The following is a 20,218-nucleotide window of genomic DNA, read 5'->3' as shown; positions in this document are numbered from 1 at the left end:
TTTCCAACCTGCCGGGCGCTTTCGCGACCTTTACCGCGAAACGGCGTTTTTCGATCTGATTAGGTGCGGTTCCCGCTCCCATAATTTCTCAAGAGGTGCTTCATGTGTGGAATTGTCGGTATCGTCGGAACGCGTCCGGTTGCGCCGCTCATCGTCGATGCCTTGAAGCGCCTCGAATATCGCGGCTACGATTCGGCCGGCGTCGCCACCGTTTCGGATGCCGGCCTTGATCGTCGGCGTGCCGAAGGCAAGCTCGTCAATCTGGAGAAGCGTCTTTCGGACAGCCCGCTCGATGGAACGATCGGCATCGGCCATACGCGCTGGGCCACTCACGGCGTGCCGAACGAAACCAACGCGCATCCGCACTTTTCCGGCGATGTCGCCGTCGTCCATAACGGCATCATCGAGAATTTCGCCGAGTTGCGTGAGGAACTGCGCCAGAGCGGCTACGACTTTTCTTCTCAGACCGACACCGAAGTCGTCGCCCATCTCGTCTCGCGCGGCATGGCCGAGGGGCTTTCAGGCATCGAATCCGCCCATGCTGCGATCAAGTGGCTCGAAGGTGCGTTCGCCATCGCGATCATGTTTGCTGGCGAGGACGATCTGATCGTCGGCGCACGCAACGGTCCTCCGCTTGCGATCGGCCACGGTGAAGGCGAGATGTTCCTCGGCTCCGACGCGATCGCGCTCGCGCCCTTCACCAGCGCCGTAACCTATCTGGAGGATGGCGACTGGGCGGTGATCCGCCGCAACGCCTTCTCCATTTTCGACGTCGAGGGAAATCCCGTCCAGCGCGAGCGCCGGCAGGCTGCCAACACGGCCTATGTGGTCGACAAGGGCAACTACCGGCACTTCATGGAGAAGGAAATCTTCGAGCAGCCGGAAGTCGTCTCGCACACGCTCGCGCACTATCTCGATTTTTCGACCGGCCGCGTTCGCCAGATGGATGCGCCGTTCGATTTCGGCTCGATCGACCGGCTCGCAATTTCGGCCTGCGGAACGGCCTATCTTGCCGGCGTCGTCGGCAAATACTGGTTCGAGCGCTATGCGCGCCTGCCGGTCGACATCGATATGGCGTCCGAGTTCCGCTATCGCGAAATGCCGCTTTCGGCCAAGGACGCCGCGATCTTCATTTCCCAGTCGGGCGAGACGGCCGATACGCTCGCCTCGCTGCGCTACTGCAAGCAGGCCGGCATGAAGATCGGCTCTATCGTCAATGTGCGCGAATCCACCATCGCGCGCGAATCAGACGGCACGTTCCCGACGCTCGCCGGGCCTGAGATCGGCGTTGCCTCGACCAAGGCATTCGCCTGCCAACTTTCGGTTCTCGCTTCGCTTGCGGTTCGGGCGGGCGTTGCGCGCGGCGTGATCGATGAGGCCGAGGAAAAGCGCCTTGTGCGCCAGCTCGTCGAGGCGCCGCGCTATGTCAATGCGGCATTGAAGACAATTGACCAGATCGAGCGTGTCGCGCGCGAACTCTCCCATGTGCGCCATGTGCTCTATATGGGGCGCGACACCAGCTTTCCGCTTGCGGTCGAGGGGGCGCTGAAGCTGAAGGAAATCTCCTACATTCACGCCGAAGGTTATGCAGCCGGCGAACTGAAGCACGGACCGATCGCGCTGATCGACGAGGACATGCCGGTGATCGTGGTCGCGCCGCATGACCGGGTCTTCGACAAGACGGTTTCGAACATGCAGGAAGTCGCCGCGCGCGGCGGCAAGATCATCCTGATCACCGACGAGAAGGGCGCAGAAAAGGCCGGCATCGAGACGATGGAAACGATCGTCGTGCCGAATGTGCCCGAACTGATCGCCCCGCTGGTGCTGACGGTGCCGCTACAGCTTCTGGCCTACCATACTGCTGTACTGAAAGGCACGGACGTCGATCAGCCGCGCAATCTGGCGAAGTCCGTTACCGTCGAATAGCGATATAGTCGCGGCCGGAACGCCGGATGGCTTCATTTGGCGTTTCGACGGGGGACCATCCGAATGTCTGACAAAAACGCGAGCCGTCGATCTCGAGATTGCCGAAAAGGCTTCCGGCGATTTGCGAGCGGCCTGCAAGCTGCAAGGGCGCGCGCATAAGGGCGGGCGGGACGGGAAGAAGGCCGGGCCTGCGCCCCATTCCCTCGCGCAGCCACGCTACGATATCGGCTAGGCTCACGCTTTGCCCGTCCGTCACGGCATATGCACCGCTTCGTTCGCTCGATGTGCTTATGGCAGCGGTGAGAAAAGCACTCGCCAGATTGCCGGCGGAAACAAGCGTGCGGCGATTGTGGACCTGTCCGAAGGGCAGGAGCGCCTTTGACGACGCGAGCCTTTGCAATTGCCCCCAGCTTCCTCCGGCTCTCGGGCCGTAGACAAGCGGTGGCCGCAGGACAATGCCGCAACGCTCGCTATCGCCGGCAAAGGCGGCAACGCTGGCCTCCGCTTCGAGCTTGGAGCGGCCATAGGCCGTCGAGGGGCGAGGGGGCGTATCGTCATCGATGATCGCCGCCGCTTCACTGGACGTAACCGCACCGATGCTCGATGCCAGAACGAAAGTCCGCACACCGGCCTCTGCGGCCTGCCGCGCGAGCCGATCGGTTCCGCGCGCGTTGGTGTTAAGGAATGCGTCGTCCGGTAGACCGGGGGAAGGCAGGAGGCCGGCCAGATGAACGACCGCCTCCCGGCCCTCCAACGCGGCGCGCCAATCCGTATTGCCATCGACTGCGCCGATGACGTGGACGGAAACGTCATTATCCGGCGGATCACGCCGTTCGCGCCTTGTGGCGATCGATACGGTGTGATGCTGTGCCCTGAGTTGCCTGACGAGTTCAGCCCCCACCAGACCCGTGGCGCCGGTTACGAGAATTTTTGTCACATGCCGCTCCGTACTGTCGGGCTGTTTTAGAAAAGCGCAGGGCCCGATGGCAAGCATCGGTCATGGAGCGCACATAGTTTCACTGCAACGTGCTGTCGGTTCGACCGTTGCACTTTGCCAGCTTGGCTTCTATGACCCACAATGCAGGGGTGCATCGGCATTCGTACGTAAGCAGGAACACTGGCGGCTGATTGCCGACGCGTCGCTCGCAAGCAAGTAAATGGTACGGCTGTGACCAGAAAAACAAAATCGATTGGCCTGCGCGCTGGAAGCTTCCTTCTGGACATGGCGGTCGCGACCGCTGCCTTTATTGCGGCATATGCCATTGTCTACGATTTTCATCGCCTTCCGCTGATACCGAGCCTCTCGGAAAAGGCGGTGGCTTTTGTGGGCATCAGCGCCGTCACGTTCTTCCTGTTCGGCGTTCACCGGGGGTCCTGGCGCTTCGTTTCGCTGCCCGAGGTGCTTAATCTCCTCAAGGCCGCGATCGCCGCAGTCGTGGTCTATACGGTGAGCGTGTTTCTCGTGTCGCGCGGCCACAACGTCCCGCGCAGCGTACCGCTTCTCACAGCCTTCTTCATGATCGCGGGTCTCATCGGGCCGCGTATCCTCTATCGCCTCGCCGTGGAAGGCCAGTTGCTGCCTCCGCTCGGTGGGAAGCGTCCCGAAGACGGGGTGCGCCACGTCATCGTGCTCGGCTTCACGACGTCGGCCGACAGCTTCATCCGCAACTCCCGGCGGATCAAGAACAGCCCGTTCGTGGTGGCGGGTATCCTCGATGGCGGCGGCCTGGCCAATTCGCAATCCATTCAGGGCGTGCCGGTTTTCGGCGGCCTCGACGTCCTGCCGGCGTTGGTCGACAAATTCGCCGCTCAGAATTTCCCCATTACCGAACTGGTGGTCGCCGAGAATGAGCCCGGTCGTCAGCGTCTGAGCGAGATCGTCGAACTTGCGACCGCCAGCGGCCTAAAGACCACCCGCATTCCCGGGCCGACGGAGACGGCGGCGATCGGCAGCGACGGGCTGTTCGAGCCCAAGCCCATCGAGCTTGGGGATTTGCTTGGACGGCCCGAGATCAAGACCGATATCGAAGGTGTCGCAGGTCTCATCGCAGGTCGCACCGTGCTGGCGACCGGAGCAGGTGGTTCGATCGGCTCCGAGCTGGTTCGACAGATCGCGCAGTTTTGTCCCAAGCGGCTGATCCTGACCGATAATTCCGAACACAACACCTATCTTCTCGATACGGAAATACGCGAGAAATTCCCCGAACTGGACATCGTCACGCAACTGGTCAGCGTGCGCGACAAACGCCGCCTGGACAATGTGTTCGAAACCTATCGTCCCGACGTGGTCTTTCACGCCGCTGCGCTGAAGCATGTGCCGCTCGTCGAGGACAACCCGATCGAGGGCATCAAGACCAATGTTCTGGGTACGCGAAACGCGGCTGACGCGGCCGTGCGGTGGGGTGCGTCCACTTTCGTGATGATTTCCACCGACAAGGCGGTCAACCCGACGAATATCATGGGCGCGAGCAAACGCGCCGCCGAAGCCTATTGTCAGGCTATGGATGTTTCGGCCGAGGGAACGCGCTTCAAGACGGTGCGGTTCGGCAATGTTCTCGGCTCAAACGGTTCTGTCGTGCCGCGCTTTCGCGAGCAGATCGCGGCCGGTGGCCCGGTGACCGTGACCCATCCGCAAATCGTCCGCTTCTTCATGACCATTCCAGAAGCAGTGCGCCTTGTTTTGCACGCCTCCGCACACGCGCTCCAAAACAAGAAGGAACGCGGACGTATCATGGTGCTGGACATGGGCAAGCCGGTTCGCATCGTCGATCTTGCGGAGCGGATGATCCAGCTTGCCGGCTTCAAGCCGCACGTCGATATCGAGATTGCCTATACGGGGTTGAGGCCAGGCGAAAAGCTTTATGAGGAGCTTTTCGATCCTGACGAGGTTCAGGATATGCGCACCGAGGACGGGTATGTGGTGGCCTCGCCGCGAGTGATCGACGCCTCGTTCCTGCTTCGTACGCTCAAAAATCTCGAAGTTGCTGCCGAGGAGGAGGATTCTGAACGCGCGATCCAGCTTCTCCTCCACATCGTTCCGGAATACCGGCCCGGCGGGCAGACAAAGGCGCTGCCGGTCGAGCAAACGCTTGCGCTGCCGATTTCGGATAAAGCCGTAGTGACGAAACACCCTGCCGAGTGACGGCAGTTCTTCTCAGTCGGTAAGCTGGAGGCGTCCCTCGACCACGGCGTAGCGCTCTTGCGTGCGGGGGCACACGAGATCGTCGCCGAGGATCTCTCCTTCGCGGGAGACCCATCCCATCTGTCGTGCCGGGACGCCTGCCATGAGGGCGTGCGCCGGCACGGGTCGAGTGACGACGGCACCTGCTGCGATCAGGCAGTAGTCGCCAAGTTCGTTCCCGCAGAGGATCGTCGCATTTGCGCCGATGGAGGCGCCACGCCCGACGCGCGTCGGCCGGAACTCCTCCTTGCGTTCGACATGAGCCCGGGGGTTGATCACATTGGTGAACACGCAGGACGGCCCGCAGAACACGTCGTCGGCAAGCTCTACGCCCTTGTAGAGCGAAACGTTGTTCTGGATCTTGCAGCCGCTTCCGACCGTCACATCCGGCCCGATCATCACGTTCTGCCCGATCGAACATCGTTCGCCGATTGTCGTGCCCGGCAGGATATGACTGAAATGCCAGATCTTCGTTCCCTTTCCGATGACGGCGCCGTCATCGACATAGGAACTTTCATGAACGAAGAATTCGCTGTTCATCATCGATCTCCCCGGTTGGCGTCGAGGCCGAGATTGGCTTTTAGCGCCTGTTCAGCAGCTTCCAGAACACGCAGGACGCGCAGCCCCTCGCGGCCGTCTGTGCGAGGGCGCGCGCCGCTGGCGATGCAGTCGAGGAAATGACGGCATTCGTCCTTCAGCGGCTCCGACTTCGTGACCTCGATACGCCTGCCTTCCGCCTTCGTGGGGACGGGCACCGGCCCGGACGAATCGATCTTGTGGTCATAGGCGATCAGCTTGTCTTCCCACGCCGGGGCGCTGTCCTCGAAGACGGCCATGCCCTTGTCGCCTATGACGACAAGACGCTGCTCCTTGAAGGGGTGCATCCAGCTCACCTGCACGTGAGCGCTGGCCCCGCCGGCGAACTTCATCTGTGCCGTTGCAAAGTCGGCGACGCCGGGCGTGTAGGCGACGTGGCCCTGTGCGCTCACCGCGACCGGCTCTTCGGGAATAAGGCCGAGCAGCATGGAAATATCGTGCGGGGCGAACGACCACAGCACGTTCTCCTCGCGGCGGAACTTGCCCAGCGACATTCGGTTTGAATACGCGTAGCTAACCTTGCCGAGTTCGCCCGCTTCGACCATTCGGCGCAGTTCGAGATAGACTGGATGGTACTGGAGCAGATGCCCGACCATCAGGACAATATTATTCGTGTCCGCGAGTTCGCACAGTGCCTCCGCCTCATTCGTGTCGAGCGCCAGCGGCTTTTCGACGAAAACATGCTTGCCCGCTTCGAGCGCGCGGCGCGCGAGGTCGAAATGAAGCTCGGCCGGCGAAGCGATTGAAAAGCCGGTGATCGCATCATCTCGAAGCGCATCCTCGAAGGTTATCGCGCGCGTTCCGAGCGCTTGTGCGCCTTCTTGTGCGGACGGTTCGTGCGGGTCGATGATCGCGCCAAGCGCACCGAGCGAGGCCAGGTTTCTTGCGATGTTACGGCCCCAATAGCCGTAGCCCATATGCGCGATCGACGCCATGCGGTGTCCTTCGAAAATCAGGATCAGGAAAGAGCGCGTGCCGGTGTCAGGACGCGACGCAGGATGATGATGGCAAGGCCGAGGCCGAAGCCGAAAATGACGCCGCCCGCAATAAAGTAGGTCAGGCGCGGCGCAATCGTCGTCGAATAGGCCGCCGGATTTATGCGCGCCAGAACGGCGGTGGCCGGGTCAGCGAAAGGTGTTTGTGCGATGCGTTGCTGCATTTCATCCGCGACGACATCGCTTTCTGCAACGAACAGACGCTGTTCAAGCAGGCGAAGGTCAGCGTCGCTGAGCGGCGCGTCACTGTCGGCTCGAAGCTGTGCGATCTGGGCGTCAAGCGCCTCGTACCCTTCCAGATACGAACCGAGCTCGTCTGAACGAGTGTCGGATACCTGGATATTGGCGGTCGTGCCGGCTTCGACGGCGTCGAGAGCGCGCTGCTGAGCCGAACGGGCGAGATTTATCGAACGGGCAATTTCCGCCTGCTCTTCCAGATGCGAGATCCGGTCTTCGCGCCGTGTGCGAAGTGCCTCTCGTTGCGCTTCGATGTCGACGCGTAGCCGGGACGCGATAATCTCGTTCTCACTGCGTTCGGTGGCGATCCGGGCGTCGATCTCGGCAATCAATTCGCTCACCGTCGCTTCGTTCGCCAGCCGTGCCAGTTCCGCTAGAAATGCGGATGCCGAAGCGGCGTCGCCGGAAATGAGCGACATTTGAACCGAGGACGTTTCGCTGACTACCTGCGCCGGATTGATCGTAAGGCGCTGATAAAGGTCCTGAAGGGCGCCTTGGCGCGCGGCCGGCTCCGTCACCGCGACGACGCCACTGGTTTCTGCAGCTTCGCCGATCACTTCCATGTCGCGTGCGCTGGAGGCGAATACAGCAAGCATGCTGGTTGGCGTGTGGCTGAAGAACGTCTCGTCCACAGCAGGTAGATAGCTTGCGAATGCGGTGCTGCGAAGCGGCTCCACGGTGAGTTGTGTACGATAGGACTTTGGCATCATGAAATAGGTGCCCAGCGCAACCGCCAGGACGAGAGCGAAAGTGGTCAGGAGTAACAGCTTTCCGTCCCAGACGAGCCTGATCAACTCGCCCAGCGTTACGACTTCGGCATACTCTTCATTACGCTCTGGCATCAGGCTTTCACTACCTTGTCGCTCGAAGCGCGGAATTTTCCACGTGTGTCGACCAGCAGGTCAGCATGTTTGAGAATGCCATCATAGTCAAAGTCCGAGTGATCGGTAAGAAGCACGATACAATCATAGGACGAAATATTTTCCGGCGTCAGATCGACGGATCTGAGGTCAAAACGATGTTCGCGCATTCTCGGGAAGACCGGTACCTTGGGATCCGAATAATCGACCTTCGCGCCGCGCTCGCGCAAAATCTCCATCACCATGACGGACGGCGATTCGCGCATGTCGTCCACATCGCGCTTATAGGCGATGCCGAGCGCGAGAATTTTGCTGCCCTTGAGTGATTTGCTTCGATCGTTCAGCGCAGCGGTGATTTTTTCCACGACCCAGCGCGGCATGTCGCGGTTGATCGAGCCGGCCAGTTCGATGAAGTGGGTATTGAGGCCGTATTCGCGCGCCTTCCACGTGAGGTAGAACGGGTCGATCGGGATGCAGTGGCCGCCAAGCCCGGGGCCCGGATAGTAGGGCGTAAAGCCGAAAGGCTTGGTCGCCGCCGCGTCGATGACCTCGAATATGTCGATGTCCATCTTGTCGGCGATCGTCTTCATCTCGTTGACGAGGCCGATATTCACGGCGCGGTGGATGTTCTCCAAAAGCTTGGTCAGTTCTGCGACCTGCGTCGAGGAGACGAGCACCACTTCATCGATCGCCGGCCGGTAGAGCGCCTCGCCGACGGCGCGGCATTCGGCAGTGGTTCCACCGACGATCTTGGGAATGGTCTGCGTGTTGAAATGGGCGTTGCCCGGGTCCTCGCGCTCAGGCGAATAGATCAGGAAATAATCCGTACCGATCTTGAAACCGCGCTTTTCGATATAGGGCTGGAGAACTTCCGCCGTAGTGCCGGGATAGGTCGTGCTTTCCAGCGAAAGGACCTGATGCGCGCGCAGGTGCGGCGCGATCGTGTCCATCGTCGAGACGATGAAGGTTAGATCCGGCTCACGATGCTTGCTGAGCGGCGTCGGCACGCAGATAATGATCGCATCCGCGTCGGCGATACGCGCGAAATCGGTAACGGCCTCGAAGCCTGACGCGCACATTGCCGAGACGTCCTCGTTCGGGATGTGTGCGATCGGGCTCTTGCCAGCGTTGAGATTGGCAACACGCTCTTCGTCGATGTCGAATCCGATGACCTTGAAGCCAACGCCCGAAAAGCGCAACGCCAGTGGAATGCCGACATAGCCGAGGCCGATGATGCCGACGACTGCCTGCCGGGCGTTGATTTTCTCGAGCAATGACATCGATGATCGATCCGTTTTTTGCGGTGCCGAATTGTGCGGTGCGTTTATGCGGTATCGGATATCGTTGCAAGTTTGTCGACATCGCGGCACACGGGCCTCAAATGTCGACATCACTCACGAAATGCATCGTCATGCTTTCCAGTTGTCGGCGCCGGCAATGATTCCGACATTCTGGTCGACCAGGGTCGTGCCCGACATAAGAGTGGGGCAGGCGATCCGCCAGCGATTGCCGGTTGCTCTCGCATAGACGGTGAAGATGCGGGGCCGGTAGCCGTCGCCAGCGCGTGGATTGGCGATCCGGTCGGTGATCATCACAGACGTCCAGCCGTCCGAGGGCGTGATCACGCAACTTTCGAAGATGCGCGTCCCGTTGCGCCGGATGGTCTGGCCCGTCTCAAGCGGGACCATGATCGGCGCGTCCACGGCGCGCAGATAACAATGGAACGAAAGCGCTGGCGGGCGCGGCCCGTCGCTCGTGTAAAGGCTCAGATAATATGTGACGCCGTTGCTGGTCGCCGCGATGGTGGTGGCGCCTTGGGTAATCTCAGCAACCCAGAACTCCAGGCCGTAGCGCCGAAATGCCGGCTCGCGGATTTTCTCTATGAGCGCCTTTACATCGGCATGCAGCACACCGGACGTTCCGCCGTGATCGGTGTTGTTATGGATGAATTTTGCGAGTGCCGCAGCAGTTCCCCCACCATAGACGGTCAGATAAGCCGGAAAGGCAAAGTTGCCGGTCACGACGCCGGTTCCACTGCCGAAACGCCCCGAATCGGAAAAGAGGTTGAGCGCGAAATTCGACAGGAAGTTGGAGGCAGGCAAGGCGACCGCGCCGGTCTTGTTGTCGACGACGAGCGCCTCGCGCCATTCGCTCCCGGTTTCGGAGACCTTGAATGACAGGTGATCGGTGCCGGAGATGCCGATCTCGGCGCGGCCGCTATAGCCGGTCTGGAACAGAAGCGAAGCTGTATTCGCAGCAGCTTCCTTGCCGACCTTGACGCGCATGTCGCCATCGCCGCCTTCCTCAACCGTCGCGGCCTGGATGAGCGCGTTACGCCCCTTCATCGCGAACTGGTTCGCTGCGTCGCTCGGCGTTCCGATACCCAGCCCCTCGACGACCGGCGTCTGCCTGAGTTGACCATCGTCCTCGACCCATTCGCCGTCGTTCCACCGCATATATCGTTGCTCAGCCTCCAGCCAGGCCCGCCATCCGGTTCGGGGCGCGACGAAGGCCCAGCCGCCGCCCACGCCGATGGCGAGCTTACCGCTTTCCCCCTGCCAATCGCCCGTCGGCGAATTGTCGACGATGTGGACATCGCCTTCGATCGAGGCCGGTGGCGCATCCGAGCGCGACTGAATACGCAGTTGGACGAGCGCGTCGACAAGCACGAGCGCCTCGTTGTGCGTAACATGCTTTTGTGCCTGCGAGGGCATGAGCAGCGGTAGGTTCAGATTGGATGTGGTGGTGATCATGGACCGGCCGGAATTCCTCTTATTGCGTTACCGCGCAGATTACGGCCTGTTTCATGTGCGGGGATAAGTTGGCTTGACCGCCATGGTCGAAGCACCTACTCGATGGACCTCACGTTCAGGTCGCATCTCGCATCGGCGTCTTGGCTAGGAGAGGGATTCGATCTATCGCGGCATGTTGCTCTTGACGCATATCCGTGAAAGCGTGTCGCTGGTTGGCGTTGCTCCGGTCCGGTTAGATGGGCCCCGTCACATTTGCTGGAAGCGTTTGATTGCCAGCGCGAGTTTAATCGGTTACGTCCTTGCAACTTTCAGTGTCATTTATCGTGACGGGCGTTATAAAGCCGCGCGTTGAAGTGTTGTGCGAACATCATTGTTGTCATAGAGAGATTTGCGGAATTCTACTCGCAAATAGATGCAGAATATCATTACCCTAAGCAGTGTATGATCGATGCCAGGTTCATATCTTACGGAAAATAGGCGTCGCATTGTTGTGCTTGGAGAAGACAGCGCGCTCGCCATTTCGCTTCTCGTTTATGTGACGTCGATACTGGTCGCCTACCTGATCTTGCGCGACAATCTTGTCTGGCTCTATTTCGCGAGGCACATTGAATTTCAGGCGCCGAATTGGCCGTTCGCGCTGATCGTTGGCTATATAATAGTTCTGCCTCTGACCTATCTGTTCTGCCGTCGCGCCGAGGCTGACCTGTTCGCGCTGATATTGCTGCCGCTTGTTCTGATTGGTGGTGTTTCAGGATCGATCGTTCTGGCCTTCTCCGGAGATTTTGCGCGGTGCTTTTTGTTCTTGCTCTATTTCATCGCCATGCCTACCCTGCTGTCGACCATTCGCGTGCCGACTGTTGACTACCCGCGTATCCGCATGGGCCGGCGCGGTGACGGCATATTCATAGTCGTTGGCATTGCCTCACTGGTGCTCGCGTTCTACTGGGCGTGGAAATACCGGGACATGCTCGGATTGCCTGGCCTTGCCGACGTTTATGAATATCGGCATGCGCTTTCGGCCGTCATTGAGCGCTGGGAGCGCTATGGAATGATCTTCACTAAATTTGTTGGTGGCTTCTCGCTTGCCTATGTCGCCGTCACCACAGGAAAAGTGAAGTATCTGCTCGGCTCGATATTGATTTTCATTATGGATTATATGTTGGCGGGGCATCGGGCGTCGCTCGGTTTCATCGGTGTAATATTAGCTGCTTATTGCTGGTTCGTGGTGTTGAAGCAGCGTTTTTATATCAGCCATGTCATTCTTGCGCTTGCAGGCGGGAGCGCTCTGTTTAGTTCCGCAATACTTATAAGTGGTCGAATCTCACCCTACGTGATTGCAATCTACGACCGCGCCTTTCATGTCACGCCGACCTTGTTTCTTCAGTATTATGAGCAGGCGCATGATATCGGATTTTATCGAGGTGGTGATGGAATGCTGGGCGTCTTGTTTGGTGGCAATGGCCAGAATTACCGTACGGATATCGGGGAACGATTTTACAGCCCAAATGTCTCTGCCAATGCCGATATCATCAGCGACGCCTACATAAATTTCGGAATCATCGGACCGTTGGTCGCACTTATTATTTTGCGACTGCTCGTATCGAGGCGTGATGCCGATTTTTTCAGACGAAATCGCGAGGCGGTGGTAGTATTCATTGTGCCTTATATGCTTGCATTGTTCAGCATGGGGCTTCAGACGGCCCTGCTCACCGGAGCGCTCGCCTTTGCACTTATGCTGATGAAGCTGGCCGATGTAAGTCCAGTGAGAGGTCGTTTCGCGCCGTTTCGGCATCTGCGAACTACGTGATCATCTGATTTCGAGGATTTATGAAAATACTGACGATTATCGGTGCTCGCCCTCAATTCGTGAAGGCGGCTGTGGTCTCGAAAGCGCTGAACGAATTTGCCGAAGTCAACGAGACTATGGTGCATACTGGTCAGCATTTCGATGCGAACATGTCGACGGTCTTCTTCGACGAGCTCAATATTCCTCGTCCCGCTCATGCCCTCGGTATCCATGGTGGTCACCATGGGGCGATGACGGGCCGTATGCTCGCTGAGATCGAGGCGCTCATCCTGTCCAAGCGGCCTGATCGCGTGCTGGTGTATGGTGATACGAACTCGACTCTTGCCGGCGCACTGGCAGCAAGCAAGCATCACGTGCCGATCGCGCATGTCGAGGCCGGTCTTCGCAGCTTTAACATGCGGATGCCGGAGGAAATCAACAGGATCGTGACGGACCGTCTCAGCGACATTCTGTTCTGCCCGACACTGGCGGCGGTCCGCAATCTCGAAGCGGAAGGTGCGTCTCACCAAAATTCGACGATTATCAATGTCGGCGATGTGATGCAGGATGCGGCGCTTCAATTTCGTACAAAGGCCTATAGGCCAAAGAATTTCACACTTGAGGTGCCTTTCGTTCTGGCGACCATGCACAGGGCTGAGAACACAGATGACCCTCGCCTGCTCGCTGAAATTGTCGAAGGGCTCAACGCGGTCCACCACGATGTAGCGCCTGTCGTGCTTCCTTTGCACCCGCGCACTCGCGCGGCGATCTCCAATGCAAAACTGGCGTTGGACGTAGAGGTCATTGAGCCGGTAGGTTACCTCGAGATGCTGTGGCTCCTCGATAAATGCGGTCTCGTTGTCACCGATAGCGGGGGTGTCCAAAAAGAAGCGTTTTTCTTTGGCAAGCCTTGTGTGACGATGCGAGAGCAGACCGAATGGATCGAATTGGTTGAAAGAGGAGCCAATACGCTCGTGGGGGCCGATTCCGATGCCATTTTAAAGGCATCTCGCTACGCCTTGGGTGCGCAGATATCAGATGCCGAGCGACTCTATGGCGGTGGCGATGCGTCTAGACGAATCGCGTCCATACTTGCCAACAAAGCCTGACGTGATGAAGATATGCCATTTCACGTCATTACGATCGTCGGGTATATGCTTACAGTAGTGTTCCCGTTGCGTGTGAAAGATTACAAGCCTACCGTGTTCTCATGAAAGCAGCCTCGATAAATTTTCGCTTTGTGGTTCCTGACGATGCCGATTTTATCGTCTCGCTCCGAACAGATGCGACAAAAAACGCGCATCTTTCTGCAACCGCGCCCGACGTCGAGGCCCAGCGCGATTGGCTGAAAAGTTACAAAGAGCGCGAAACCGCCAAGATGGAGTTTTATTTTATTATAGAAACTTTGACCGGTGAGCCATGTGGCGTTGTTCGGCTCTACGATTTTCGCAGCAACTCGTTCTGTTGGGGCAGTTGGATATTGGCTGATAATGCTCCCCGCAAGGCTGCGATCGAGAGCGCTCTTTTGGTATATGAGTTTGGGTTTGGTGAACTCGGTTTCGAACAGTCGCATTTTGACGTCCGGTTGGATAATGAAAAGGCTCTTTCTTTTCATGATCGCTTCGGAGCCAAGCGCACTTATGCGGATGAGGTCGACCAGTATTTTGTTTACTTCAAGTCGGATTACGAACGGGCGCGACCGGGATACTTGAATTTTCTTGATCGCCAATGACCACCGGCACATCGGTCCAGTACTCTTCGACCGGCCCCTTGCTGTCCCATACAGAAACAAATTGTTGGAGTCGCAATGGCTCGCTTTCGTTTTGCGCGAAAAACCGCAAGATAGGTGTTTTGGTCATGTCAACTCCATCTCGAACTGATTATTTAGCGCGACCTTTATCAAATGCCTAGCGGTCCCGTCACGCATTACTAAAAAGAACAAAGAAGGGTGATTGCGTGCTTGCGCTTGCTGCGAGCAAAAGGACCATCCGATTTCGAGGAATTATGAACATAATGAAGATGATAGGGGCGTACCCCGAATGAAGGTATGCCACTTAACCTCCGTACACGGCCGTGACGATATACGGATCTTCAGAAAGCAGTGTCGAACCTTGGCGCATGCTGGCTACGAAGTCGTGCTGATCGTCGCTGACGGGAAGGGAAATGCCGAGACGGACGGCGTTCGCATCGTCGATGTCAACCGATCGACAGGTGGCCGCATATCGCGAATGCTGAACACTACAAGACGGGTTCTAGCGGCCGCCAGAGCAGAACAGGCCGACCTTTATCAGTTTCACGACCCTGAACTGTTGCCTGCGGGCCTTGCGCTGCGCAAAGAGGGCAGGCGTGTCGTGTTCGATTCCCACGAGGATTTTTCCGCCGATATTCGCACCAAAGCGTATTTGCATCCTGCTGTCCGAAGCTCGATCGCGATCGGCTTTTCCGGCTTTGAACGTATTGCATGCCGACGAATGACGCATGTGATCGCTGCAACACCGGCGATCCGCAGGCATTTTTTGTCGATTGGTTGCCGGTCAACAGACATCAACAACTATCCATTCGCGCATGAACTGGAAAGTGGTGACGATTCGCGAAGCTCTGCGCGTTCGATCGTTTACGCAGGGGGAATAACGTCTATCCGCGGATTTCCTGAAATTGTAGACGCCATGCAATATGCGGATGCGGGTATAACACTTGAAATTGCCGGATCGTTTGCAGAAGCAGGACTTGAAGATCGATGCCGCTCCAGTCGTGGTTGGGCGAGGGTTCAATATCACGGCCAAGTAGGAAGAAATGAGGTTGCCAGCCTCCTTGCGCGTTCATTTGCTGGAATTGTCACCTTTTTGCCGGCACCGAACCACGTCGACGCTCAACCGAATAAGATGTTCGAGTACATGTCCGCCGCGTTACCGGTCATAGGGTCCAATTTTCCCTTGTGGCAGCAGATTATAGAGGGAAATGGCTGCGGTATTTGCGTTGATCCTGAGAACCCGAAATCGATCGCTTCCGCTATCAATGAATTGGCCAACAACCCGCAGCTTGTTTCTCAAATGGGAGCTGCCGGCCGGCAGGCCGTTCTGACGAAATATAACTGGGAGGCAGAGAGCGGGCGTTTGCTTAAGTTATACGACGAACTTGTTTCGCAGGATTGATTCGTTGAAAAAAATCAGCGTCATCATTCCCAGCTACAATCACAAATCCTTCGTCGAAGCGGCGATTGCAAGCGCGGTGGCGCAGGAGCACGAGGGCTTCGAGCTCGAAACCATCGTTATCGACGACGGTTCAAGCGATGGCAGTGTCGAACTTTTGCGCGAACTTCATTCGAGTGGAAAATACCCGTTCGAACTGGTGACGAAAGCCAATGAGGGGCTTTGCCGTACGCTCAATCGCGCGATCCGTGAGCATTCGACGGGCGACCTTGTAGCTGTCCTCGCGTCCGACGACATGTGGACACCTGACAAATTGCGCGTCCAGGTCGAGATACTGTCGCAAAACCCGCAAGCCGAGCTGTGTTTCAGCAATGCGCAGACTTTCGGGAAAGAGGGCCAGGCGGGTAACTCGTCGGCATTCCTGTTTTCTGGTCGGGTGCTGCGCCCGTTGACGATCTACAATTTCATTCCGGCTGGCACGATGTTGTTCACCCGTGCGCTGTTTGACCGGATCGGCGGTTTCGATGAGACGGGGCTAAAGCTGGAAGACTGGGATTTCCTGCTGCGCGCCGCAGCCGTGACGCAGTTCTGCAATTCGCCGCGCAACCTTCTTCTCTACCGTGTGCATGATGAGAGTTCGCTTGAAAGGATGCGCCGCGCAGGCACCCTTTACGACGAGAAGATGAAGGTTCTGGCCAAGAACCGAGAGATCACCAACCCGGTTTTGCGAATGATTTCGAGCGTCCTTCATTTCGCCCTTGATCGCGTTTACCGACCTCTTCGCTATCGCATGCAGGAGCGCCGTGCATGAATATCCTGATTACCGGCGGCGCGGGCTTCATCGGCTCGGCCGTCGTTCGCCATCTTGTTTCCGACACCGATCATCAGGTGCTGAACCTGGACGCTCTGACCTATGCGGGCAATCTGGACTCGCTGTCGCCTGTGTCGGCGTCGAACCGGTATCGTTTCGTCAAGGCGGACATTTGCGACGCACAGGCGGTGGCGGAGGTTTTCGGCGAATTCCGGCCTGACGCGGTGATGCATCTTGCTGCCGAGTCCCATGTGGATCGCTCGATCGACGGTCCGGCGAAGTTTGTCGAGACCAATATCGTCGGAACCTACACGCTGCTGGAGGCGGCGCGACGCTATTGGGCCGGGCTGGAAGAGCCTGCGCGCTCGCGCTTCCGGTTCCACCACATCTCCACCGACGAGGTTTATGGCGATCTGGAGGGGACGGAGGATCTGTTCACGGAAGAGACGCCTTACGCGCCGAGTTCGCCCTATTCGGCAACGAAGGCAGGATCGGACCACCTCGTTCGCGCCTGGCGTCGGACGTATGGGCTGCCCACCCTCATTACGAACTGTTCCAACAATTACGGACCGTATCATTTTCCCGAAAAGCTGATACCGCTCGTCATTCTCAATGCGCTCGAAGGCAAGGCGCTGCCGGTCTACGGCAGGGGCGACCAGATTCGTGACTGGCTCTATGTGGAGGATCACGCGCGGGCGTTGATCGAGGTTTTGCTGTCGGGCTCTCCCGGCCGCACATACAATATCGGCGGTCACAACGAGCAAAAAAACATCGATGTCGTGCGTGCCATCTGCGGGCTTTTAGAAGAACTCGCGCCAGGCAAACCCGATGGTATCGCACGATACGAGGATTTGATCACCTTCGTCGCGGATCGGCCGGGGCACGACAAACGCTACGCGATCGACGCGTCGAGAATCGAAAACGAACTCGGCTGGACGCCTTCGGAAACCTTCGAGACCGGTTTGCGCAAGACGGTCGAGTGGTATATCGCCAACCGCGACTGGTGCGGGCGCGTGCAGGACGGAAGTTACATGCGCGAGCGGCTGGGGCTGACCGGAAACGGAGAGGACACGGCATGAAGGGCATCATTCTGGCCGGCGGGTCGGGCACACGGCTTTTCCCCATAACCATGGGCGTGTCGAAGCAACTTCTGCCCGTTTACGACAAGCCGATGATCTACTATCCCCTGTCGGTTCTGATGCTGGCCGGAATACGCGAGGTTCTGGTCATCACCACGCCGGAAGATCGGATCAATTTCGAGCGTCTTTTGGGAGATGGTTCACGCTTCGGCGTCGAGATTTCCTATGCGGTGCAGCCGCGTCCGGAGGGACTGGCACAGGCGTTCCTCATCGGCGAGGAGTTCATCGGCGACAGTCCGGTGTGTCTCGTGCTTGGTGACAATATCTTCTACGGGCAGGGTTTTACGCCCATGCTGCGGCGCGCTGCGGCGCAGACGCAAGGTGCAACGGTTTTCGGCTATAAGGTCAAGGACCCCGAGCGCTTCGGCGTCGTCGAATTCGACGAGAAGATGAAAGCCGTTTCGATCGAGGAAAAGCCTTCAAGGCCGCGATCGAACTACGCGGTGACCGGCCTTTATTTCTACGGTTCCGACGTCGTCGATATGGCGCGTCAGGTCAAACCGTCGGCGCGTGGCGAACTGGAAATCACCACGCTCAACGAGGCCTATATGCGGCGCGGCGATCTGCGCGTGGAGATACTGGGACGCGGCTTTGCGTGGCTCGACACGGGAACGCATGAAAGCCTGTTGGATGCCAGCATGTTCGTCCAGACGATCGAGCACAGGCAGGGGTTCAAGATCGCCTGCCTCGAGGAAATTGCGATGACCAGCGGCTGGTTGTCGACCGAGCACGTTGCCGAGGCGGCGCGCGCTTTGGGAAAAACCGCCTATGGCGATTATCTGGCTTCGCTGGTGGCAGAGGCCTGATGTCGCTGATCAGCCTCCTCAAATTTCGCTCTTTGGGCGATGAGCGCGGCGAACTCGTCGCGCTCGAGGGCGAGCGCAACATTCCGTTCCCCATCCGCCGGGTCTACTACATGACGGGCATGAAAGCGGACGAGCCACGCGGTTTTCATGCTCACAGGAAGCTTCAGCAAGTCGCCATCTGTGTCGCCGGTCGTTGCCGCATGGTGCTGGATGACGGGCGTGCGCGTGAGGAGGTGTGGCTCGATCAGCCAGATGTCGGGCTGGTCATCGGCGATCTCGTCTGGCGTGAAATGCACGATTTTTCCAGCGATTGCGTGCTTCTGGTCCTTGCCAGCGAACTCTATGACGAGGCGGATTACATCCGCGACTACGACGCATTTTTGAAGGTCGTGCAAAATGGCTAAAATTCATCGGCTGGCCGATGTGGCGCCAGGTGCCAAGATCGGTGAAGACACGCGCGTTTGGCAGTTTGCCGTGATTCTCGACGGCGCGCGTATCGGAAGCGGATGCAATGTCTGTGCTCATACCTTCATCGAAGGCAATGTCGTCATCGGCAATGACGTGACGATCAAGTCGGGCGTCTATGTCTGGGACGGAACTCGCATTGGGGACAGCGTATTTCTTGGGCCAAATGCGACCCTGACGAACGATCGCATGCCGCGATCGAAGGTCTATCCCGAGCGGTTCGACGGGATAACCATTGAGAATGGAGCCAGCATCGGAGCCAACGCGACGATCCTGCCCGGCTTGACGATCGGCGAAGGGGCGCTGGTCGGAGCGGGTGCTGTCGTCACGCGCGACGTACCGCCCGGCGTGATCGTGGCCGGCAATCCGGCGCGTATTTTGCGAAAGATTCAGGAATGATCAAATTTCTCGATCTTCAGGCGGTCAATGCGCAATACGGCGCCGACCTCGTCGAAGCGTGCCGCCGCGTGGTCGGATCGGGCTGGTATATCGGTGGCGAGGAACTCGCGACGTTCGAGACGGACTTTGCTTCCTACTGCGGAGCGGATCACTGTGTCGGCATGGCGAACGGGCTCGATGCGCTGGTCCTGACCTTGCGTGCCTGGAAAGAGATGGGCCTGGTCAAGGAGGGCGACGAGGTCATCGTTCCCGCCAATACCTATATCGCCAGCATTCTGGCCATCACGGAAAATCGTCTCGTGCCCGTTCTGGTGGAGCCGGACGAAGAGAGTTTCAACTTGTCGGCGGAGCGCTTCGAAGACGCGATCACGGCACGAACGCGGGCCGTGATGCCCGTGCATCTTTACGGTCAGTTGTGCCGGATGGACGCCATCATGGAAGTCGCCGAACGCAAGGGGCTACGGGTGCTGGAGGACGCGGCGCAGGCGCATGGCGCGGCGCTGCATGGAAAGCGCGCAGGCACATGGGGCCATGCGGCCGGGTTCAGCTTCTATCCGGGGAAAAATCTGGGCGCGCTTGGAGACGCTGGCGCGCTCGTGACGGCAGAGGCCGATCTGGCGAAAACAGTCCGCACCCTCGGCAATTATGGCTCCGTTGCCAAGTATCAGTGCGACTATAAGGGCGTGAACAGCCGTCTCGACGAGATTCAGGCTGCAATGCTCGCCGTAAAGCTCAGATATCTCGATGGTGAAATCGCTCGCAGGCGAGCGGTTGCGGATCGTTATCTTGGCGCGATCGAAAATCCGCAGGTCGCTCTTCCGAAGGTTGCCGATCCCGAAGGGCACGTCTGGCACCTGTTCGTCGTGCGATGCGCGCGTCGTGAGGAGTTGCGCCTGCATCTGGAAGCGAACGGGGTGCAGTCGCTCATCCACTATCCGATCCCGCCGCACAGGCAAAAGGCCTATCGCGAACTATCCGACCGCTCGCTTCCCATCACCGAGGCGATCCACGACACCGTGCTGAGCCTGCCGATGTCGCCGGTCCTGTCGGGTGCGGAAGTCGACAAAATTATCGAGGTCGTCAACGCTTTCGACAGGTGAGTGTCGAATACCTC

The 20,218-nt window shown here is 58.5% G+C and carries 18 protein-coding genes; 12 read left to right on the top strand and 6 right to left on the bottom strand.

The annotated features are described in order from the left end of the window. The first annotated feature begins 102 nt into the window (after positions 1-102). Complete coding sequence (gene glmS, locus ACX82Z_RS15200) at positions 103-1,926, top strand: glutamine--fructose-6-phosphate transaminase (isomerizing) (protein ID WP_459589920.1); 1,824 nt, start codon at positions 103-105, stop codon at positions 1,924-1,926. Here the strand turns inward: glmS and ACX82Z_RS15195 are convergent. Then, positions 1,913-2,863 carry an NAD-dependent epimerase/dehydratase family protein gene (locus tag ACX82Z_RS15195; RefSeq protein ID WP_459589919.1) on the bottom strand — a complete coding sequence of 317 codons (951 nt, stop codon included), beginning with the start codon at positions 2,861-2,863 and terminating at the stop codon, positions 1,913-1,915. The genes glmS and ACX82Z_RS15195 overlap by 14 nt on opposite strands. Positions 2,864-3,094: 231 nt before the next feature. Here ACX82Z_RS15195 and ACX82Z_RS15190 point away from each other — a divergent pair, with 231 nt between their 5' ends. Continuing rightward, positions 3,095-5,068, top strand: coding sequence for a polysaccharide biosynthesis protein (locus ACX82Z_RS15190; RefSeq protein ID WP_459589918.1), 1,974 nt, complete (start codon positions 3,095-3,097; stop codon positions 5,066-5,068). Positions 5,069-5,080: 12 nt separating this feature from the next. Here the strand turns inward: ACX82Z_RS15190 and ACX82Z_RS15185 are convergent, their stop codons facing one another. From ACX82Z_RS15185 to ACX82Z_RS15165, 5 genes are all read right to left on the bottom strand, one after another. Further along, a complete protein-coding gene (locus tag ACX82Z_RS15185) occupies positions 5,081-5,647 on the bottom strand; it encodes an acyltransferase (protein WP_459589917.1) in 567 nt (188 codons plus the stop codon). After that, the gene (locus ACX82Z_RS15180; RefSeq protein ID WP_459589916.1) at positions 5,647-6,639 is read right to left on the bottom strand and encodes a Gfo/Idh/MocA family protein; all 993 of its coding nucleotides are present in this window, start codon (positions 6,637-6,639) and stop codon (positions 5,647-5,649) included. Before ACX82Z_RS15180 ends, ACX82Z_RS15185 begins: the two co-directional genes overlap by 1 nt. A gap of 23 nt (positions 6,640-6,662) precedes the next feature. Continuing rightward, positions 6,663-7,778, bottom strand: coding sequence for a GumC domain-containing protein (locus ACX82Z_RS15175; RefSeq protein ID WP_459589915.1), 1,116 nt, complete (start codon positions 7,776-7,778; stop codon positions 6,663-6,665). Further along, the gene (locus ACX82Z_RS15170) at positions 7,778-9,076 is read right to left on the bottom strand and encodes a nucleotide sugar dehydrogenase (protein ID WP_459589914.1); all 1,299 of its coding nucleotides are present in this window, start codon (positions 9,074-9,076) and stop codon (positions 7,778-7,780) included. The genes ACX82Z_RS15175 and ACX82Z_RS15170 overlap by 1 nt, the downstream gene beginning before the upstream one ends. Before the next feature lie 129 nt (positions 9,077-9,205). Beyond that, positions 9,206-10,549, bottom strand: coding sequence for a DUF2793 domain-containing protein (locus tag ACX82Z_RS15165; protein ID WP_459589913.1), 1,344 nt, complete (start codon positions 10,547-10,549; stop codon positions 9,206-9,208). A gap of 448 nt (positions 10,550-10,997) precedes the next feature. Here ACX82Z_RS15165 and ACX82Z_RS15160 point away from each other — a divergent pair, with 448 nt between their 5' ends. From ACX82Z_RS15160 to ACX82Z_RS15115, 10 genes are all read left to right on the top strand, one after another. Next, the gene (locus ACX82Z_RS15160; protein ID WP_459589912.1) at positions 10,998-12,356 is read left to right on the top strand and encodes a hypothetical protein; all 1,359 of its coding nucleotides are present in this window, start codon (positions 10,998-11,000) and stop codon (positions 12,354-12,356) included. A gap of 20 nt (positions 12,357-12,376) precedes the next feature. Further along, the gene (wecB, locus tag ACX82Z_RS15155; RefSeq protein WP_459589911.1) at positions 12,377-13,444 is read left to right on the top strand and encodes a non-hydrolyzing UDP-N-acetylglucosamine 2-epimerase; all 1,068 of its coding nucleotides are present in this window, start codon (positions 12,377-12,379) and stop codon (positions 13,442-13,444) included. 101 nt (positions 13,445-13,545) lie between these two features. Next, positions 13,546-14,067 (top strand): GNAT family N-acetyltransferase, encoded by a 522-nt coding sequence (locus ACX82Z_RS15150; RefSeq protein ID WP_459589910.1) that lies wholly within the window; start codon positions 13,546-13,548, stop codon positions 14,065-14,067. A 307-nt stretch (positions 14,068-14,374) separates the two neighbouring features. Next, entirely contained in the window at positions 14,375-15,487 is a 1,113-nt protein-coding gene (locus ACX82Z_RS15145) for a glycosyltransferase family 4 protein (RefSeq protein ID WP_459589908.1), read from the top strand. 4 nt (positions 15,488-15,491) lie between these two features. Further along, positions 15,492-16,295, top strand: a complete 804-nt coding sequence (locus ACX82Z_RS15140; protein WP_459589907.1) for a glycosyltransferase family 2 protein — start codon at positions 15,492-15,494, stop codon at positions 16,293-16,295. Next, entirely contained in the window at positions 16,292-17,374 is a 1,083-nt protein-coding gene (gene rfbB / locus ACX82Z_RS15135) for a dTDP-glucose 4,6-dehydratase (RefSeq protein ID WP_459589906.1), read from the top strand. Before ACX82Z_RS15140 ends, rfbB begins: the two co-directional genes overlap by 4 nt. Further along, complete coding sequence (gene rfbA / locus ACX82Z_RS15130) at positions 17,371-18,240, top strand: glucose-1-phosphate thymidylyltransferase RfbA (RefSeq protein WP_459589905.1); 870 nt, start codon at positions 17,371-17,373, stop codon at positions 18,238-18,240. Before rfbB ends, rfbA begins: the two co-directional genes overlap by 4 nt. Then, on the top strand, positions 18,240-18,644 hold the full coding sequence (locus ACX82Z_RS15125; RefSeq protein WP_459589904.1) for a sugar 3,4-ketoisomerase: 405 nt from the start codon (positions 18,240-18,242) through the stop codon (positions 18,642-18,644). Before rfbA ends, ACX82Z_RS15125 begins: the two co-directional genes overlap by 1 nt. Then, positions 18,637-19,104, top strand: coding sequence for an acyltransferase (locus ACX82Z_RS15120; RefSeq protein ID WP_459589903.1), 468 nt, complete (start codon positions 18,637-18,639; stop codon positions 19,102-19,104). Before ACX82Z_RS15125 ends, ACX82Z_RS15120 begins: the two co-directional genes overlap by 8 nt. Next, on the top strand, positions 19,101-20,204 hold the full coding sequence (locus ACX82Z_RS15115) for a DegT/DnrJ/EryC1/StrS family aminotransferase (protein WP_459589902.1): 1,104 nt from the start codon (positions 19,101-19,103) through the stop codon (positions 20,202-20,204). The genes ACX82Z_RS15120 and ACX82Z_RS15115 overlap by 4 nt, the downstream gene beginning before the upstream one ends. Positions 20,205-20,218 lie beyond the last annotated feature (14 nt).

Source organism: Aliihoeflea sp. PC F10.4 (assembly GCF_054612275.1).
Note: the sequence above shows the minus strand (reverse complement) of the source record. Positions and strands in the feature narration are given on the sequence as shown.

Bases quoted from the DNA above. Each gene is read 5' to 3' on its own strand.
- ACX82Z_RS15185 (WP_459589917.1), bottom strand. From the start codon at position 5,647: ATGAACAGCGAATTCTTCGTTCATGAAAGTTCCTATGTCGATGACGGC.
- ACX82Z_RS15120 (WP_459589903.1), top strand. From the start codon at position 18,637: ATGGCTAAAATTCATCGGCTGGCCGATGTGGCGCCAGGTGCCAAGATC.
- ACX82Z_RS15115 (WP_459589902.1), top strand. From the start codon at position 19,101: ATGATCAAATTTCTCGATCTTCAGGCGGTCAATGCGCAATACGGCGCC.
- ACX82Z_RS15160 (WP_459589912.1), top strand. From the start codon at position 10,998: ATGCCAGGTTCATATCTTACGGAAAATAGGCGTCGCATTGTTGTGCTT.
- rfbA (WP_459589905.1), top strand. From the start codon at position 17,371: ATGAAGGGCATCATTCTGGCCGGCGGGTCGGGCACACGGCTTTTCCCC.
- ACX82Z_RS15170 (WP_459589914.1), bottom strand. From the start codon at position 9,076: ATGTCATTGCTCGAGAAAATCAACGCCCGGCAGGCAGTCGTCGGCATC.
- ACX82Z_RS15165 (WP_459589913.1), bottom strand. From the start codon at position 10,549: ATGATCACCACCACATCCAATCTGAACCTACCGCTGCTCATGCCCTCG.
- ACX82Z_RS15145 (WP_459589908.1), top strand. From the start codon at position 14,375: ATGAAGGTATGCCACTTAACCTCCGTACACGGCCGTGACGATATACGG.
- ACX82Z_RS15180 (WP_459589916.1), bottom strand. From the start codon at position 6,639: ATGGCGTCGATCGCGCATATGGGCTACGGCTATTGGGGCCGTAACATC.
- wecB (WP_459589911.1), top strand. From the start codon at position 12,377: ATGAAAATACTGACGATTATCGGTGCTCGCCCTCAATTCGTGAAGGCG.
- ACX82Z_RS15150 (WP_459589910.1), top strand. From the start codon at position 13,546: ATGAAAGCAGCCTCGATAAATTTTCGCTTTGTGGTTCCTGACGATGCC.
- ACX82Z_RS15125 (WP_459589904.1), top strand. From the start codon at position 18,240: ATGTCGCTGATCAGCCTCCTCAAATTTCGCTCTTTGGGCGATGAGCGC.
- rfbB (WP_459589906.1), top strand. From the start codon at position 16,292: ATGAATATCCTGATTACCGGCGGCGCGGGCTTCATCGGCTCGGCCGTC.
- ACX82Z_RS15175 (WP_459589915.1), bottom strand. From the start codon at position 7,778: ATGCCAGAGCGTAATGAAGAGTATGCCGAAGTCGTAACGCTGGGCGAG.
- glmS (WP_459589920.1), top strand. From the start codon at position 103: ATGTGTGGAATTGTCGGTATCGTCGGAACGCGTCCGGTTGCGCCGCTC.